Source organism: Nocardia sp. NBC_01377, from assembly GCF_045040005.1.
Taxonomy (GTDB): domain Bacteria; phylum Actinomycetota; class Actinomycetes; order Mycobacteriales; family Mycobacteriaceae; genus Nocardia; species Nocardia noduli.
In genome coordinates, this window is sequence record NZ_CP109566.1 from 8,711,798 (window position 1) to 8,727,147 (window position 15,350).

A 15,350-nucleotide genomic window follows, 5' to 3' on the forward strand; every position below is an offset into this window, starting at 1 on the left:
CCGGGCTGAACCCACGCCCCTTCGTGCGCTCAGCGGCGGTAGCGGTCCCGTCGGGGTCTGCTGACACGTCGGGCACCGACGAGTAGGGCCAGAACCAGGACGACGCCGCCGACCAGCAGGAGTGTTTTCGTGGTCGACCGGTGGGCTTCGCCGTGGGGTTCGGCCTGCGTCACGGTGTCGTCGGAGGACGACGGTGGCGGGGTGGCGAGGGGAGGGGCGTCCTTGGGCACGATGCGTTCGGGGGAGGGGAGGGTGCCGACCCGGGCGCCGCTCGGGAGCGCGAAACCGTAGTCGAGCAGGCGTGCGGCCTGCTCCCACGGGCGGATCGGTTTCACGTCGGCTTGGAGCAGGGTCACCGTCAGTCGACGGCCGCCGCGCTGGGCCGCGGCCACGAAGGTCTGGCGCGCGTCGTCGGTGTAACCGGTCTTGCCGCCGAGTGCGCCGTCGTAGTTGTAGAGCAGTTGGTTGTCGTTGCCGATGGGGAAGCCTGGGTGATCGGTGTCGTCCGGGTTCTTCGGATCCTTGGGGAAACCGGGGAAGTCGACCTGTTCGGTGTGGATCAATTCGGCGAACAGGGGGATGGACATGGCCTCGCGGAACAGTGCCGACAGGTCGTAGGCCGAGGTACTCATCCCCGGACCGTCGAGTCCGGACGGTGTGGCGGCACGAGTATCCAAGGCGGACAACGATCTCGCGAGATTGTTCATCTTCGTCACGGCCGCCTCGTCGCCACCGAGCTGGGTCGCGACGGCATGGGCGGCGTCGTTGCCCGACGCCATGATGAGCGCCTGCATCAGCTGGAGATTGGTGTAGCGGCCGCCGGGCCCGATGCCGACCCTGGTGCCGTCGACGTCGGCGTCGGCCTGGGTGCCGATCACGGTCTTGTTCAGGTCGAGTGCGCGTAGCGCGACGGTGGCGAGCAGCACCTTGATGGTGCTCGCGGGCCGGTAGCGTCCGTGCGGATCCTTGGCGGCGAGTACTTCGCCGGTGTCGAGATCGGAAACCATCCACGAGGTGGCCGAAATCTCTTCCGGCGCAACGGGTGCGCCCTTGGGTAGCACGACGCCGCATTCGCCCATTCGAGCACCGCCGATGGGGGTGGCCGGGACCGCGAGCGCGCTCGGCGTCGGTTTTCCCGGCGCGGGCACTTCGGATTCGTCGATGGGGGCGGGCGGTCGTGTCTTCTGCGGGCAGGTATCGGTATTGGGCGTGGTGAACGGCGTGCTCGTCGTACTGCTCGACGGCTGGGCGTGCGACGAGGCGATCGAGGCGAACCCCGGTACCGCCACCGTGAGCAGCGCGGAACCGAGGCAGAGGGTGGCGAGGAGGCGAAAATCCCGAAATTTCATCGGCTCAGAGCCTATCGGTCGCCCTCGTCGGATGCCGGTGCGCGCGGTCACATCCGGCGGGGCGCGATCGAGGGGTGAGAGAGAGTCTGCGGGTATATATTGATAGTAACCCTCAAATGAGGGTTACTATCAAAGTATAGTAACCACCAGAAAAGGGTGCGGTATGAAGACGGATTCCGCTCGGCGCTGGCTGGCGCTCGGCGCACTCGCGCTGGCGATGCTCACCATCGGGCTCGACATGACGGTCCTGACGGTCGCGCTGCCGACGCTCGCGGTCGACCTGAACGCGAACAACGGTGCGCTGCAATGGTTCAGCTCCGCCTACACGCTCGCGCTCGCGGCCGTCATGCTGCCCACGGGAGCGCTCGGTGACCGGTACGGACGCAAGAAGATCCTGCTCGCGGCGCTGGTCCTGTTCGGGTTGGCCTCGCTGGCGTGCGCGTTCGCGACGTTCTCGGGCCAGCTCATCGCGGCTCGCGTGGTGCTCGGTATCGCGGCGGCGGCCATGATACCGCTGTCCATGGCGGTGCTTCCGGTGCTGTTCCCCGATTCCGGGGAGCGGGCGCGGGCCATGTCGATCTGGGTGACCTCGACCGCGATCGGACTGCCGCTCGGCCCGATCCTCGGCGGATGGTTGATCGACAACTTCTGGTGGGGTTCGGTATTCCTGATCAACGTCCCGATGGTGGTCGTCGGCGCGCTCGCGGTCGCCGCGCTCGTCCCGGAATCCCGCAACCCCGATCGGCGTCCACTCGATCCGATCGGCGCGCTGCTGTCGATGGCCGGAATGCTTGGCCTCACCTACGGATTCATCCGATTCGGGGACAGGGGCTGGGGCGATGTCGCGGCGTCGGCCGTCCTCGTCGCGGGCGTCGCGGCGCTCGGGGCGTTCCTGCTCTGGCAGCGCCGCGCGAGGTTCCCACTCATCGATCTGGCGCTGTTCCGCGCACCAGGCTTCCGCTGGGGCGCGGTCTTCACCGTGCTGATCACCTTCGGCATGTTCGGCTTGTTCTTCACCGTGCCGCAGTACTACCAGTCGGTCCTCGGCGCCGACGCGCTCGGCAGCGGTGTGCGACTGCTGCCGCTGATCGGCGGCCTCGTCGTCGGCACGCGCCTGTGTGACCGGCTGCTGCCGAGGCTGGGGGCGGGTCCGCTGGTCACCTCGGGCCTGGTGACGCTCGCGATCGGCCTCGGCCTCGGTGCGCTCACCACCGCGGGCAGTCCGTACTGGTACAGCGCGCTGTGGATCGCGCTCACCGGCGCGGGCATGGGTATCGCGATGCCGGTCGGCATGGCCGTCGCCATCGATGACCTGGAGGTGGCGCGCGCCGGGATGGGCTCGGCGCTGTTGCAGGCCATGCGCCAGGCGGCGGGCACCATCGCGGTGGCGTTGCTCGGCACCGTGTCGGCGACCGTCTATCGCCACGAATTGGGCACGCTGGACGTCGATCCGATTCGCGACAGCGTGAATTCCGGTGTGGCGGCGGCGAAGGCGTCGGGTGACCCGGTGGTGCTGGAGCAGGTGCGAGCGGCCTTCGTCGGCGGCATGGACGCCATGCTGTGGGTCTGCGCCGCGATCTGCGCGGTGGCGGTGCCGCTGGCGATCCGGGTGCTGCCCCGAGGCCGTGCGACGGTAACGGAGGCGAAGGTTGCCGTCGATACGCCAGAATCGACACATGTCGGTTGACTCACCCGGTGACGGGACCGCGGCGCAGGCCCTGCCGGAGACGCAGGGCCTGCGCGAGCGGAAGAAGGAACGCACTCGGCGCTCGATCAGGTCGGAGGCGTTCCGGCTCTTCCGTGAGCAGGGCTACAACGAGACGACCGTCGAACAGATCGCGCAGGTGGCGGAGGTCTCGCCGAGCACTTTCTTCCGCTACTTCCCTTCCAAGGAACAGTTGGTACTCACCGACGACCTCGATCCATTGTTGATCGAGGCGATCCGCAGGCAACCGCGCGACACCCCGCCGCTGACGGCGTTCCGCGAGGCGGTGGTCACGGTCTTCTCGAATCTGTCCGGTGAGGAGTTGGCGTTCGAACAGGAACGCCAGGCGTTGCTGTACCACGTCCCGGATCTACGCGCGGCCGTCACCAGGGAGTTCGAGCGCAACATCGATCTCATCTGTGGCCTGCTCGCGGAACATCTCCATCGTGACGAAGCCGATTTCGAGGTGCGCGTCACGGCGGGCGCCGTCGCGGGATGCATTCTCGCCATCACCAAAATGGTTCCGATGAACCCGGAGAACATCAGCCGAGCGCTGATGTTCATGGAAGCGGGCTTTCCCCTGCGCGGCGAAAACTGAACTCCGGGAAGGGGGGTCGCGCCCGCCGTCGAACTACTCGGACTTCGGACCGGTGACCGGGCAGCCGTGGGCCAGCGGGCCGAGCAGCGTGCTGTTGTCGTAGAAGTGCTCGAGTTCGAGAATGCGCAGGTCCTCGCTGACCCTGGCGATGGTGACGCCGAACATCTCGATCAGCTCGCCGGTGGGCTGATGCTCGCGGTAGGGGCCGTCGTAGTTGCCCCAGTGCCGCCAGCGGAAGGTGACGTTCGGCGGGCCAGCCATCACTTCCAGTACCTCCCAGAAGAATCCGTTCGGCATGGCGGTGTGGAAGATGTCGTGCGAACTCTCGAAGGTCTCGTTCGCGCCGTCGTAGTAGGGATTGTCGCCGATCAGGATGTTGTAGCTGCCGATCCGCGCGAATTCCTCGGCGTCCTGCCACTTCCCGCCGTTCACCCGGCCGCGGTAGTGCTCGGCGACCAGCGACACCCAGGTCGCCGGGTCCTTCTTGTGCGAGATCTCCATCTCGAACACCCGGACCAGATCCTCGACGATCGCTTCGAGCGATCCCGGCGCGTGTTCGGTGGTGCGCTCACGCGGTACGGTCAACTCGGTCAGGTGGTAATCCGGCGCTTCGTGGCGCCAGTCCTCGGGCGCTGCGGCCGCGACCACGGCGTCTCGGCCTTGCAGCCACAGCGGTGTGGCCGCGTCCTGCGTCGAATCCGTTGCATCAACTGTCATTTCGTTCTCGTCCCGTAGGCTGTGTCGGACGCGAAAGACCGTAACAGCCGACCGGTCGGTTGTCATCACGAGGGATACGACACGGCTCGACGTAAATTATTGCGCAACTGGGACATTGGCGTGAGTGGGCAGGTGGCGGGCGCGCAGCGGCGTTTCGTCGTCCATGGTCTCGAAGAACGCGCCGATCACATCCTCGATCTCCGACATCGATTCCGCGCAGAACAGAACCGGTTGATAACGCGTGATGTCGTAGACACCGGTACCCATGGCGAACACGTCGAGCGGTCGCAGTTCGGCCCTGCGGAATTCGTCTATCTCCCCGTAGGAGGAGAGCAGTCCCGCTCCGTAGCAGCGGATGTCGCCGTGCTCGCGCAGTACGCCGAATTCGAGGGAGAACCAGAAGACATCGGCGAGGAATTTCAGCGCCGCGTCGGTCCGCAACCGGGCGACCGCCGCGCCGACCGCTTCGTAGATCGCGGCGAAGCGGGGACTGGCGAGCTGGGTGGCATGGCCGATGATCTCGTGGATGGCATCCGGTTCGGGGGTGTAGAGCGGGGCCGAGTGATGGCGGATGTACTGGGTCGAATGGAAGGTCCGGTCGGCGAAGGAGCCGAAGAACTCGCGCAACGGCACCAGCCCCGCGGCGGGCACGTAGCGAAAACCGGTCAGCGGCGTCAGCGCGGCCGAGATCTCGTCCAATTGCGGTATGTGGTCGGTGGGCAGCGCGAGACGCCGCGCCGCCGCGAGCACCTCCGCGGACGCGAGGCCGCGATGTTTGCGCGCGAGCTCGATCGAGACGGTCCGCCACACCTGTTCCTCGGCCTCGGTGTAGGCGATTCTCGGCGTGGGCGCGCCCGGGGTGTATTCCAGCGCGCACGCCGCGATCGCGTTGCGGCGTGCCCGGTACGCCGGATCGTGCACGCCGGGATGCTCGGTGCTCAGGTGCACCGTCACATCGCCGTCACCGGTCCGCGTCACCGGCGAATACAGCTGGGCCTCGGTGAACATATCTCGATGCAAGCACCGCGTGGCCGATCCGACAACGAACCCACGCGCGACTGCGCATATTGCCTAGCTGATTGTGATTCGACGTGCCCGATTCGAGACGTGGGCCCGCACACGGTTGCGAATCCGGCCGGTTCATCGTCGAGTCCCCGACCAGGAACACCCGCACGCGATATCCGACGAGGGTGGGAATTTGCGAAGGTTGCGTGGCCGCCGTGCGTCGCCGACGCCCACTGTCTGAGCCATTTGCCACGTATGAGCGGGCCGGATGCCGCAAGATGACGACAGCACGAAGGAGGGCGCATGGAATGCGTGCGGGTCGATCTCGACCAGAAATTGTTGGCCGCTGCCGCCGCCATAATGGGGACATCCAACAGCAACGCCACCGTGAACGAGGCACTGCGCCGAATCGTGGTGCACGAACGCCAACTCCATCATCTGGAACGGTTGGCCTCCGGGGCGCTGAGCGCACTGTCGGGAGCGGAGATCGTCACCGTGGCAGGCGGTTAGTCTGTCGGTGCCCGCTGGCATGATTCGAGCCGACCAACGCATTCGAGGGGGCTTTGCATGTCGGTACCGATCGCGAATCTGCCTTTCGGCCAGCGGCCGAGGGAGCGACTGCTCACCCTCGGCCCGCGGGTACTGAGCGACAGTGAACTCCTCGCCCTGCTGCTCGGGCACGGTAGACGCGGGGAGAGCGCGCTGGACATGGCCGCCGAGTTGCTGGCCGAGCACGGCGGCATCGCCGGACTCGCCGCCGCCAGGCCCGAGGAATTGGCCAGGCGGTCCGGTGTGGGGCCCGCCAAGGCCGCGGCGATCGCGGCCGCCTTCCAACTCGGGACCAGGGTGCGCCACAGTATCGACCTCGCGCCGCGCCTGGACAGCGCCGCCGATGTGGTCGCTGTCGCGGGCCCGCTGTTCGCCGGTGAGCGGGTGGAACGGCTACTCGTGCTCGTCTGCGACACCCAGCACCGGCTCAGACAGAAGGTTTTCGTGGCCGAGGGCGCGATCGATCACGTGGCCGTCCCGGTGCGGGAGATCCTGAACACCGTGCTGCGCCACGACGGACGTGCCTTCGCGATCGTGCACAACCACCCCTCCGGCGACCCGGCGCCCAGCCTGGACGATCGGCGCGCAACCAGTCTGCTGGTGGAGGCCGCGCGCACCGTCGGGCTGCGTTTCCTCGATCACGTGGTGGTGGCGGGGCAGGACTGGGCACGGGCCGCGCCGCTGCCGCACGGCGGCGATTGAGCCGACGGTCCGCGCCCGCGATCGCGCGAGGCGGCCGGGCCGATGTTCGGGCGCCGCGCCGCCCTGCGCATACTTTGTGCGGAGATCTCACGGAAGGCGGTCGATGAACCAGCGGGCTACGGACGGCCGCGACGGCGGCGCACCTCCGATCGGCGGTCACCACCGGGTGGCGGGACATCAGTTGTTCCTGCACTCGTCCGGCGAAGGCGGTCCCGCCGTGGTGTTCCTGCCCGGTGCGAGCTCGGTCGGTCTCGACTATCTGAAAATTCACGAGGCGGTCTCCGCGTTCACGACCTCGGTCCTCTACGACCGCGGCGGCACCGGCTGGAGCGATCGGGTCGACCTGCCCCGCACCGCGAGCGAGGTCGCGGCCGAACTGCATTCCCTGCTCTCGACCGCGGGTATCGCGGGACCCTATGTCCTGGTGGCGCATTCGCTGGGCGGAGCGTACGCGCGCCGCTTCGCGCAGATGTTCCCCGGTGACGTGGCGGGTCTGGTCGCCCTCGAATCGTTCTCCGAGGACTGGGATACCCACATGCCCGCCGACCTGCATCTGGACCAGACCCCCGACACCGTCCCCGGCAGGTTCCAGACCACCCTGCTGCGGGCGCTGTCGCGGCCCTTCTACCGAAAGATGTTCGCGGACTGGCCCGCCGAGATCCGCAAGCCGCTCGTCGCGGGCCACGTCAGCCGGGAGTGGATGGTGAACGGAACGAAGGAACGCAGCAATACGACCGCGCTGCGCGACGAACTGAAGGCCGGTCCGCCGTTCCCCGACATCCCCCTCATCGCCATGGCGGCGCTGGGCGCCGATTCCGGCCAACGACTTTCGCTGTCGAAGACGATGCTGGGGCAACTGAACGAGAGCAAGGAGCGGCTCTACACCGCCATGGCCGATTCGGTCACCGACGGCGAATACCGGGCGCTGCCCGACGCCAAACACAGCACCGTGCAGCTCGACGCCCCCGACGCGATCGTCGAGGCCATCCGCGACGTGCGCGCCCGCGCCACCCGCTGACCGCGACCTCACCGAAAAGCGAAGGCCGCCCGCACCTTTCGGTGGGACGGCCTGCGCGGCGCCTTCGTGGGGTCAGCGGGCGAACAGCAGTGCGCGCTTGACTTCCTGGATGGCCTTGGTGACCTCGATGCCTCGGGGGCACGCGTCGGTGCAGTTGAAGGTGGTGCGGCAGCGCCACACGCCTTCGACGTCGTTGAGGATGTCGAGGCGTTCGCGGGCGCCCTCGTCACGGCTGTCGAAGATGAAGCGGTGCGCGTTCACGATCGCGGCCGGGCCGAAGTAGCTGCCGTCGCTCCAGTACACGGGGCAGGAGGTGGTGCAGCAGGCGCACAGGATGCACTTGGTGGTGTCGTCGAACCGGGCGCGGTCGGCCTGGCTCTGGATACGTTCGCGGGTGGGCTCGTTACCCGAGGTCATCAGGTAGGGCTTCACGGCGCGGAACGCGTCGAAGAACGGCTCCATGTTTACGACGAGGTCCTTCTCCACGGGCAGTCCGCGGATGGGCTCGACGGTGATGGTGAGGGCCTTGCCGTTCTTGGGCAGCATGTCCTTCATCAGGACCTTGCAGGCCAGCCGGTTCACGCCGTTGATCCGCATGGCGTCCGAACCACAGACGCCGTGCGCACAGGAACGACGGAAGGTCAGCGTGCCGTCCAGGTAGGACTTGATGTAGATGAGCACGTTGAGGAACCGGTCGGTCGACAGCACCGGCACCTGGAACGAATCCCAGTGCGCGCCTCTGTCGTCCTCAGGGTTGAACCGCGCCACCTTGACGGTGACCATGACCGATCCGTCGGGGACCGGAGCCGGCTTCTGCGAGGAGGGTGCCTCGGCTACAGCAGTCATCAGTACTTACGCTCCATCGGCTCGTAACGGGTCTGCACCACCGGCTTGAAATCGAGGCGGATGTCGGAGATCAGATCCGCACCCTCCTTGTAGGCCATCGTGTGCCGCATGAAGTTGACGTCGTCGCGGTCCGGGTAGTCCTCGCGGGCGTGGCCGCCGCGCGATTCCTTGCGGTTGAGCGCGCCGACTACGGTGACCTCGGCCAGTTCGAGCAGGAAGCCGAGCTCGACCGCCTCGAGCAGATCGCTGTTGTAGCGCTTGCCCTTGTCCTGCACGGTGATCCGCGCGTAACGCTCCTTGAGCGCGTGCACATCGGTCAGGGCCGTCTTGAGGGTGTCCTCGGTGCGGAACACGGCGGCGTTCATATCCATCGTGTACTGCAACTCGGTCCTGATGTCGGCGACGCGCTCGGTGCCGTGATCGGACAGGATCAGCTCCAGCCAGTCCTGCACCATCTTCGCGGGCGTCTCCGGCATCTCGACGAATTCGGTGCGCAGGGCGTATTCCGCCGCGGCGATACCGGCGCGCCGACCGAAGACGTTGATGTCGAGCAGCGAGTTGGTGCCGAGGCGGTTGGAGCCGTGCACCGAGACGCACGCGCATTCGCCCGCGGCGTACAGGCCGGGCACCACGTCGGTGTTGTTGCGCAGAACCTCGCCGCGGATCCGGGTCGGGATGCCGCCCATCACGTAGTGGCAGGTCGGCATGACCGGCACCAGTTCGTGCACCGGGTCGACGCCGAGGTAGGTACGGGCGAATTCGGTGATGTCGGGCAGTTTCTCCTCGAGCACGTCCGCGCCGAGGTGGGTCACGTCGATGTAGACGTAATCCTTGTTCGGACCCGCGCCGCGGCCTTCGAGCACCTCGAGCACCATCGAGCGGGCGACGATATCGCGCGGCGCGAGGTCCTTGATGGTGGGGGCGTAGCGCTCCATGAAGCGTTCGCCGGATTCGTTGCGAAGGATGCCGCCCTCGCCGCGCACGGCCTCGGAGATGAGGATGCCGAGCCCGGCCAGGCCCGTCGGATGGAACTGGTGGAATTCCATGTCCTCGAGCGGCAGGCCCTTGCGGAACACGATCGCCATACCGTCACCGGTCAGCGTGTGCGCGTTCGAGGTGGTCTTGTACATGCGCCCGGAGCCGCCGGTGGCGAAGATGATCGCCTTGGCGTGGAAGACGTGGATATCGCCGGTGGCCAGTTCGTAGGCGACGACGCCGGTCGCGACGGGGCCGCGGTCGCTCTCGCTCATGACCAGGTCGAGCACGTAGAACTCGTTGTAGAACTCCACGTCGTGCTTGACGCAGTTCTGGTACAGCGTCTGCAGGATCATGTGGCCGGTGCGGTCGGCGGCATAACACGCGCGCCGGACCGGGGCCTTGCCGTGATCGCGGGTGTGGCCGCCGAAGCGACGCTGGTCGATCTTGCCCTCGGGGGTCCGGTTGAACGGCAGACCCATCTTCTCGAGGTCCATCACCGCGTCGATGGCCTCCTTGGCCATGATCTCGGCGGCGTCCTGATCGACGAGGTAGTCACCACCCTTGACGGTGTCGAAGGTGTGCCATTCCCAGTTGTCCTCTTCGACGTTCGCCAACGCCGCGCACATGCCGCCCTGCGCCGCGCCGGTGTGGCTGCGGGTCGGGTACAGCTTGGTCAGCACCGCCGTCCGAGTACGCGGACCCGCCTCGATCGCCGCGCGCATGCCGGCGCCACCGGCGCCGACGATCACGACGTCATAGCGATGCTCCTGGATCCTGGAGTCACTCATGTGAGGTGGCCTGTTCCTAACTGATGTTGGGGTCGAAGGTGAAGATGACGTAGGTGCCGACGCCCATGATCAGGATCATCGAGATCGCCAGGGCGGTGTTGAGCCAGAACCGCGTCGAATCCTTGCGCGAGTAGTCCGCGATGACGGTGCGCAGACCGTTGCCGCCGTGCAACTGGGCCAGCCACAGCATGGTGAGGTCCCAGATCTGCCAGAACGGGCTCGACCAGCGCCCCGCCACGAAGGCGAAGTTGAGTCGTTTCACGCCGCCGTCGAGCAGCAGCATGATCGTCATGTGGCCGAGCACGAGCACGATCAGCAGCAGCCCGGAGAAGCGCATGAAAAGCCACGCGTACTTCTCGAAATTGTTGTTCGCGCGGGCGCGCGGGGAGCGGGGCAGGTCCAGGCTCGCGGGGCGGTCGTAGGACTTACCGAGTACAGGTGCGCTCATCGATATCAGTGCTCCGTGAACAGGTAGAAGAACATGCGGCCGATCGCAGGCGCGGCCAGCACCACGACGATCGCGAGAATGATCCAGAGCATCACGCGCTGGTACTTGGGACCCTTGGCCCAGAAGTCGACGAGGATCACCCGGACGCCGTTGAACGCGTGGAAGAGCACGCACACGACCAGGCCCATTTCCATCAAAGCGACGATCGGGGTCTTGTAGGTCTCGATGGCCTCGTTGTACGTGTTCGGGCTGACGCGCACCAGCGCGGTGTCGAGCACGTGCACGAACAGGAAGAAGAAGAGGGTGACCCCGGTGATCCGGTGCAGCGCCCACGACCACATGCCGGGGTCGCCTCGGTACAGCGTCTTCCGCTTCGGCTGGGCCGGAGCTTCAATCGTGGTCATAGAGTGCGGTCGCCTCCAACGTCGTTGATGGACCCGGTTGCAAGTCCTAACGCAAGCTGCGTTGGGGGGTGAATGCCCAGGTGGCTACACTCCGGCCCGCCGCCGGGAACCTGAACCGATCTGTTCTGAACTCTAATCCCCTGGCATTGACGGAACTAATTCGGCGTGCCGTGCGTTGCGCTACATTGGACGGACTTAGGCTTACCTTTCTTGATGCGCAAAGGGGTGCGCCGTAGTCCTCTCGCGCCCGTATTCGGCTGGTCACAGGGGAGGGTCCGCATGTCGGAAATCGACTGGAATGTATTGCACGGCAATGCTATTGAAGTCATGCGCAAAGCGTATGCACCGTACTCGCGGTTTCCGGTCGGCGCCGCGGCTCTCAGTGACGATGGTCGAATTGTGAGCGGGTGTAATGTGGAAAATGTCTCATATGGATTAGGCCTGTGTGCCGAATGTGTACTCGTCGGTAACTTATTCGTGACCGGTGGCGGACGTCTCGTCGCCGTCTCCGTGAGCGATTCTCGCGGCGAAATCCTGATGCCGTGCGGTCGCTGTCGGCAACTGCTGTACGAACACGGCGGACCCGAACTCCTGGTCGATCACCGGGACGGCCCGGTACCGCTGCGACAGTTGTTGCCCGACGCGTTCGGCCCCGACGATCTGGACGCCGGACAGCGCTGATCTGTCGACGCGGCCGGTCGGGCGGCTTCGGTGCGCCACGTGCGGCCGCCTGTACCGAATCCGGTCGGCCTTCGAACGCCTGGGATGACGAACCCCGTGCCAGACTTTCGATGTGACGGCACTGGACGCGGTTTCCATCATCACGACCAAACGCGACGGCGGCGAACTGTCGGACGCGCAGATCGACTGGGTGGTCGACGCCTTCACCAGGGGCGAGGTCGCCGATGAGCAGATGTCGGCGCTGGCGATGGCGATCGTATGGCGGGGGATGACCAGGCACGAGACCGCCCGCTGGACCGCGGCGATGATCGCCTCGGGCAGCAGGATGGATTTCACCGATCTGCCACGTCCGACCGTGGACAAACACTCGACCGGCGGTGTGGGCGACAAGATCACCCTGCCGCTGGCGCCACTGGTCGCGGCCTGCGGCGCGGCGGTACCGCAACTGTCCGGGCGCGGACTCGGTCACACCGGCGGCACCCTGGACAAATTGGAATCCATTCCCGGTTGGCGCGCCGACGTGTCGGTGGCGCGAATGCGCGAAATCCTCACCGACCCGGCCATCGGCGCCGTGGTATGCGCGGCGGGCGCCGATCTCGCGCCCGCCGATAAACGCCTCTACGCGTTGCGCGATGTCACCGGGACTGTCGAATCCATTCCGTTGATCGCGAGTTCGATCATGAGCAAGAAGATCGCCGAAGGCACCGCGGCGCTGGTCCTGGACGTCAAGGTGGGCTCGGGCGCCTTCCTGAAAACCCTCGACGGCGCGCGCGAGCTGGCGAGCGCCATGGTCGGACTCGGCACTGACTCCGGGGTGCGCACCGTCGCGCTGCTCACCGCGATGGACACCCCGCTCGGAGATACCGCCGGTAACGCGCTCGAGGTCGAGGAATCGGTGCGGGTACTCGCGGGCGGTGGTCCGGCCGACGTGGTCGAACTGACGTTGACGCTGGCCCGGGAGATGGTCGCGGCGGCGGGAATCGATATTGATCCGGCCGACGTCCTCGCCGACGGACGCGCGATGGATCACTGGCGCGCGATGGTGCGTGCCCAGGGGGGCGATCCGGCCGCGGCGCTGCCGAGGGCCAGGCACACCGAGACCCTGCGCGCCGAGCGCGACGGCGTGCTGACCCGGCTCGACGCGATGGGCGTCGGCATCGCCGCGTGGCGTCTCGGTGCGGGACGGGTCAGACAGGGCGAACCGGTGCAATTCGGCGCGGGTGTGGAAATGCACGCCAAACCCGGCGATCCGGTGTCGGCGGGGCAGCCGCTGCTCACCCTGCACACCGATACCCCCGAGACCTTCCAGGGCGCCGTCGCCGCGCTGGCGGACGCCTACGCGATCGGGACGGACGCCCCGGCGCGGGTTCCGCTGGTACTCGACCGGATCGGCAACTCCTGAGCGAGGCCGTGGCGTCAGCGCCGCCGTGAGCGGCGTCTCGGCGCTTCGAAGCCGAAATGACCGCGAGCGTAATCACAGCCGCCCACGGTGTGACGTCTGTGCCAACTGCGCTGCCCGCGCCGTCGGGTGCGGCTAACGTGGATTCATGACAGGACCGATGCCTTTGACCCTTGCCTCGATCCGCCAAGCTCCCAAGGCACTGCTGCACGATCACCTCGACGGTGGTCTGCGGCCCGCGACCGTGCTGGAGCTCGCCGCCGATTGCGGTTACCACGACCTACCCGCCGCCGACGAGCAATCCCTCGGTGAATGGTTCCGCAACGCCGCCGACAGCGGTTCGCTGGAACGCTATCTCGAGACCTTCGCCCACACCGTCGCGGTGATGCAGACCCCGGAAGGCTTGCGCCGGGTCGCCAAGGAATGCGCGGAGGATCTCGCCGCCGACGGCGTCGTCTACGCCGAAGTGCGTTTCGCGCCCGAACAGCATCTGGAACGCGGGCTCAGCCTGGACGAGGTCGTCGAGCACACCCTCGCCGGATTCCGCGAAGGTGAGGCGGCCGCCGCGGCCGCCGGTCACCCGATCGTGGTGACCTGCCTGCTGACCGCCATGCGCCACGCGGCGCGTTCACGGGAGATCGCCGAACTCACGGTGCGCTGGCGCGATCGCGGTGTGGGCGGATTCGATATCGCGGGCGCCGAGGCGGGCTATCCACCCAGCCGTCATCTCGACGCCTTCGAATACATGCGGGCCAACAGCGCGCATTTCACGATTCACGCCGGTGAGGCCTTCGGATTGCCGTCGATCCACGAGGCGCTGGCTTTCTGCGGCTGCGACCGTCTCGGTCACGGCGTGCGGATCACCGACGACATCCAGGTGCCGGGCGCGATCGAGGACGCGAAATTGGGGCGGGTGGCGAACTATGTGCGGGATATGCGAATCCCGCTCGAATTGTGCCCCTCGTCGAATGTGCAGACCGGTGCGGTGCCGTCCCTGGACAAACATCCGTTCGACCTGCTCGCCCGGCTGCGTTTCCGCGTCACCGTCAACACCGACAACCGATTGATGAGCGACACCACGATGAGCAAAGAGATGCTCAAACTGGTCGAGACATTCGGCTACGGCTGGAGTGATCTGGAACGTTTCACCATCAACGCGATGAAATCCTCGTTCATCCCGTTCCCGGAACGGCTGCGGATCATCGACGACATCATCAAACCGGGATACGCGGTACTGCTCGGTTGAGCCGATCGGCGCGCCACCGCGCGGGGTCCGTGAGCCGGACCCGGTGCGATGGCGCGCTCCCGATTCCGATATGTCACACCGTGTGGCGCCGCCTCGTCTACTCGATGAACCGGATCGAGTCAGAGGAGAACGCAATGCGGATCGCGATTGTCGGAGCGAGTGGGCGGATCGGCCGCGAGGTCGTCGACGTGCTGAAGAACAGGGGGCACGACGTCGTGGCCGTCACCCGTTCGTCGGGCGTCGACGTCCATACCGGTCGAGGCCTCGAGCGGGCGCTGAGCGGTGCGGAGGTCGTGGTGGACGCGGTGAACGCCGCGACCACCGAAACCGAGGCGGTGCGGGAGTTCTTCGGCACCGTCGCCACGAATGTGCAGCGTGCCGCCGCCGCGGCGGGGGTGCGCCGGATCGTGCTGGTCTCGATCATCGGCATCGATCCGTTCACCAGCGGTCACTACGCGGGCAAACTCGCCCACGAACACGGCTATCTCGCGGGACAGGTTCCGACGCGCATCCTGCGCGCCGCGCAGTTCCACGAATTCACCGAGATGATGCTGGACTGGACGACCAGCGGCGACACCGCCCACGTGCCGGAAGTCCGCACCCAACTGGTCGCCGCCCGCGCCGTCGCGGAACACCTGGCGGACCTGGCCGTCGACGAATCCGGTGCCGACCGCGTCGAGATCGCGGGCCCCGAGGCGCTGAACCTCGCCGCGGCCGTCACGAAACTCGCGGCACGACGCGGTGCCCCGGCACAGGTGACCGAGGTCTCCGACCGGAACGACCCCGACCAGCGACGTCAGGCCGAAGGCGCGTTGCTGCCCGGACCGGGCGCGATACTGACCGGCCCGACCTTCGACGAGTGGTTGGACCAGCACTACCCGTCGGCGGGGTAGCCGACCTGACGCCCGGGTCTCGGT

The 15,350-nt window shown here is 66.9% G+C and carries 16 protein-coding genes; 9 read left to right on the forward strand and 7 right to left on the reverse strand.

All coding sequences use genetic code 11. The annotated features are described in order from the left end of the window. Nucleotides 1–29: 29 nt before the first annotated feature. Nucleotides 30–1,349: a D-alanyl-D-alanine carboxypeptidase family protein gene (locus OG225_RS39775; RefSeq protein WP_405179754.1), complete on the reverse strand. Its 1,320-nt coding sequence runs from the start codon at nt 1,347–1,349 to the stop codon at nt 30–32. Between the two features lie 163 nt (nt 1,350–1,512). Here OG225_RS39775 and OG225_RS39780 point away from each other — a divergent pair, with 163 nt between their 5' ends. Continuing rightward, nucleotides 1,513–3,036, forward strand: coding sequence for an MFS transporter (locus OG225_RS39780; protein ID WP_405179755.1), 1,524 nt, complete (start codon nt 1,513–1,515; stop codon nt 3,034–3,036). Then, complete coding sequence (locus tag OG225_RS39785; protein ID WP_405179756.1) at nt 3,026–3,652, forward strand: TetR family transcriptional regulator; 627 nt, start codon at nt 3,026–3,028, stop codon at nt 3,650–3,652. The genes OG225_RS39780 and OG225_RS39785 overlap by 11 nt, the downstream gene beginning before the upstream one ends. A 33-nt stretch (nt 3,653–3,685) precedes the next feature. Here the strand turns inward: OG225_RS39785 and OG225_RS39790 are convergent, their stop codons facing one another. Next, a complete protein-coding gene (locus OG225_RS39790; RefSeq protein WP_405179757.1) occupies nt 3,686–4,369 on the reverse strand; it encodes a SnoaL-like polyketide cyclase in 684 nt (227 codons plus the stop codon). A gap of 96 nt (nt 4,370–4,465) precedes the next feature. Continuing rightward, a complete protein-coding gene (locus OG225_RS39795; RefSeq protein WP_405179758.1) occupies nt 4,466–5,377 on the reverse strand; it encodes a phenylalanine 4-monooxygenase in 912 nt (303 codons plus the stop codon). 300 nt (nt 5,378–5,677) lie between these two features. Here OG225_RS39795 and OG225_RS39800 point away from each other — a divergent pair, with 300 nt between their 5' ends. The 3 genes from OG225_RS39800 (at nt 5,678) to OG225_RS39810 (ending at nt 7,643) form a co-directional block, all read left to right on the forward strand. After that, the gene (locus OG225_RS39800) at nt 5,678–5,884 is read left to right on the forward strand and encodes a type II toxin-antitoxin system VapB family antitoxin (protein ID WP_109525548.1); all 207 of its coding nucleotides are present in this window, start codon (nt 5,678–5,680) and stop codon (nt 5,882–5,884) included. A gap of 57 nt (nt 5,885–5,941) precedes the next feature. Beyond that, entirely contained in the window at nt 5,942–6,625 is a 684-nt protein-coding gene (radC, locus tag OG225_RS39805) for a DNA repair protein RadC (RefSeq protein ID WP_405179759.1), read from the forward strand. Nucleotides 6,626–6,728: 103 nt separating this feature from the next. Further along, entirely contained in the window at nt 6,729–7,643 is a 915-nt protein-coding gene (locus tag OG225_RS39810; RefSeq protein ID WP_405179760.1) for an alpha/beta fold hydrolase, read from the forward strand. A gap of 72 nt (nt 7,644–7,715) precedes the next feature. On the opposite strand, the gene OG225_RS39815 is transcribed toward OG225_RS39810, so the two are convergent. From OG225_RS39815 to sdhC, 4 genes are read right to left on the reverse strand one after another with little or no spacing between them, the layout of a single operon-like run. Continuing rightward, nucleotides 7,716–8,489, reverse strand: coding sequence for a succinate dehydrogenase iron-sulfur subunit (locus OG225_RS39815; RefSeq protein ID WP_405179761.1), 774 nt, complete (start codon nt 8,487–8,489; stop codon nt 7,716–7,718). Continuing rightward, entirely contained in the window at nt 8,489–10,255 is a 1,767-nt protein-coding gene (sdhA, locus tag OG225_RS39820; RefSeq protein WP_216917002.1) for a succinate dehydrogenase flavoprotein subunit, read from the reverse strand. The genes OG225_RS39815 and sdhA overlap by 1 nt, the downstream gene beginning before the upstream one ends. Before the next feature lie 16 nt (nt 10,256–10,271). Continuing rightward, nucleotides 10,272–10,703: a succinate dehydrogenase hydrophobic membrane anchor subunit gene (locus OG225_RS39825; RefSeq protein ID WP_109525553.1), complete on the reverse strand. Its 432-nt coding sequence runs from the start codon at nt 10,701–10,703 to the stop codon at nt 10,272–10,274. Between the two features lie 5 nt (nt 10,704–10,708). Then, nucleotides 10,709–11,107, reverse strand: a complete 399-nt coding sequence (gene sdhC, locus OG225_RS39830; RefSeq protein WP_216917000.1) for a succinate dehydrogenase, cytochrome b556 subunit — start codon at nt 11,105–11,107, stop codon at nt 10,709–10,711. Between the two features lie 279 nt (nt 11,108–11,386). Here sdhC and OG225_RS39835 point away from each other — a divergent pair, with 279 nt between their 5' ends. The 4 genes from OG225_RS39835 (at nt 11,387) to OG225_RS39850 (ending at nt 15,326) form a co-directional block, all read left to right on the forward strand. Beyond that, the gene (locus OG225_RS39835; RefSeq protein ID WP_405179762.1) at nt 11,387–11,788 is read left to right on the forward strand and encodes a cytidine deaminase; all 402 of its coding nucleotides are present in this window, start codon (nt 11,387–11,389) and stop codon (nt 11,786–11,788) included. A gap of 112 nt (nt 11,789–11,900) precedes the next feature. Next, nucleotides 11,901–13,190: a thymidine phosphorylase gene (locus tag OG225_RS39840; RefSeq protein ID WP_405179763.1), complete on the forward strand. Its 1,290-nt coding sequence runs from the start codon at nt 11,901–11,903 to the stop codon at nt 13,188–13,190. Between the two features lie 145 nt (nt 13,191–13,335). After that, nucleotides 13,336–14,433 (forward strand): adenosine deaminase, encoded by a 1,098-nt coding sequence (locus tag OG225_RS39845; RefSeq protein ID WP_405179764.1) that lies wholly within the window; start codon nt 13,336–13,338, stop codon nt 14,431–14,433. 134 nt (nt 14,434–14,567) lie between these two features. Further along, complete coding sequence (locus OG225_RS39850) at nt 14,568–15,326, forward strand: SDR family oxidoreductase (protein ID WP_405179765.1); 759 nt, start codon at nt 14,568–14,570, stop codon at nt 15,324–15,326. Nucleotides 15,327–15,350 lie beyond the last annotated feature (24 nt).

What these genes read in the sequence shown, in the direction of transcription:
- sdhA (WP_216917002.1), bottom strand. Translation starts at nt 10,255, where the DNA reads ATGAGTGACTCCAGGATCCAGGAGCATCGCTATGACGTCGTGATCGTC.
- OG225_RS39815 (WP_405179761.1), bottom strand. Translation starts at nt 8,489, where the DNA reads ATGACTGCTGTAGCCGAGGCACCCTCCTCGCAGAAGCCGGCTCCGGTC.
- OG225_RS39795 (WP_405179758.1), bottom strand. Translation starts at nt 5,377, where the DNA reads ATGTTCACCGAGGCCCAGCTGTATTCGCCGGTGACGCGGACCGGTGAC.
- OG225_RS39780 (WP_405179755.1), top strand. Translation starts at nt 1,513, where the DNA reads ATGAAGACGGATTCCGCTCGGCGCTGGCTGGCGCTCGGCGCACTCGCG.
- OG225_RS39775 (WP_405179754.1), bottom strand. Translation starts at nt 1,349, where the DNA reads ATGAAATTTCGGGATTTTCGCCTCCTCGCCACCCTCTGCCTCGGTTCC.
- radC (WP_405179759.1), top strand. Translation starts at nt 5,942, where the DNA reads ATGTCGGTACCGATCGCGAATCTGCCTTTCGGCCAGCGGCCGAGGGAG.
- OG225_RS39825 (WP_109525553.1), bottom strand. Translation starts at nt 10,703, where the DNA reads ATGAGCGCACCTGTACTCGGTAAGTCCTACGACCGCCCCGCGAGCCTG.
- OG225_RS39800 (WP_109525548.1), top strand. Translation starts at nt 5,678, where the DNA reads ATGGAATGCGTGCGGGTCGATCTCGACCAGAAATTGTTGGCCGCTGCC.
- OG225_RS39790 (WP_405179757.1), bottom strand. Translation starts at nt 4,369, where the DNA reads ATGACAGTTGATGCAACGGATTCGACGCAGGACGCGGCCACACCGCTG.
- OG225_RS39850 (WP_405179765.1), top strand. Translation starts at nt 14,568, where the DNA reads ATGCGGATCGCGATTGTCGGAGCGAGTGGGCGGATCGGCCGCGAGGTC.
- sdhC (WP_216917000.1), bottom strand. Translation starts at nt 11,107, where the DNA reads ATGACCACGATTGAAGCTCCGGCCCAGCCGAAGCGGAAGACGCTGTAC.
- OG225_RS39810 (WP_405179760.1), top strand. Translation starts at nt 6,729, where the DNA reads ATGAACCAGCGGGCTACGGACGGCCGCGACGGCGGCGCACCTCCGATC.
- OG225_RS39835 (WP_405179762.1), top strand. Translation starts at nt 11,387, where the DNA reads ATGTCGGAAATCGACTGGAATGTATTGCACGGCAATGCTATTGAAGTC.
- OG225_RS39785 (WP_405179756.1), top strand. Translation starts at nt 3,026, where the DNA reads ATGTCGGTTGACTCACCCGGTGACGGGACCGCGGCGCAGGCCCTGCCG.
- OG225_RS39845 (WP_405179764.1), top strand. Translation starts at nt 13,336, where the DNA reads ATGACAGGACCGATGCCTTTGACCCTTGCCTCGATCCGCCAAGCTCCC.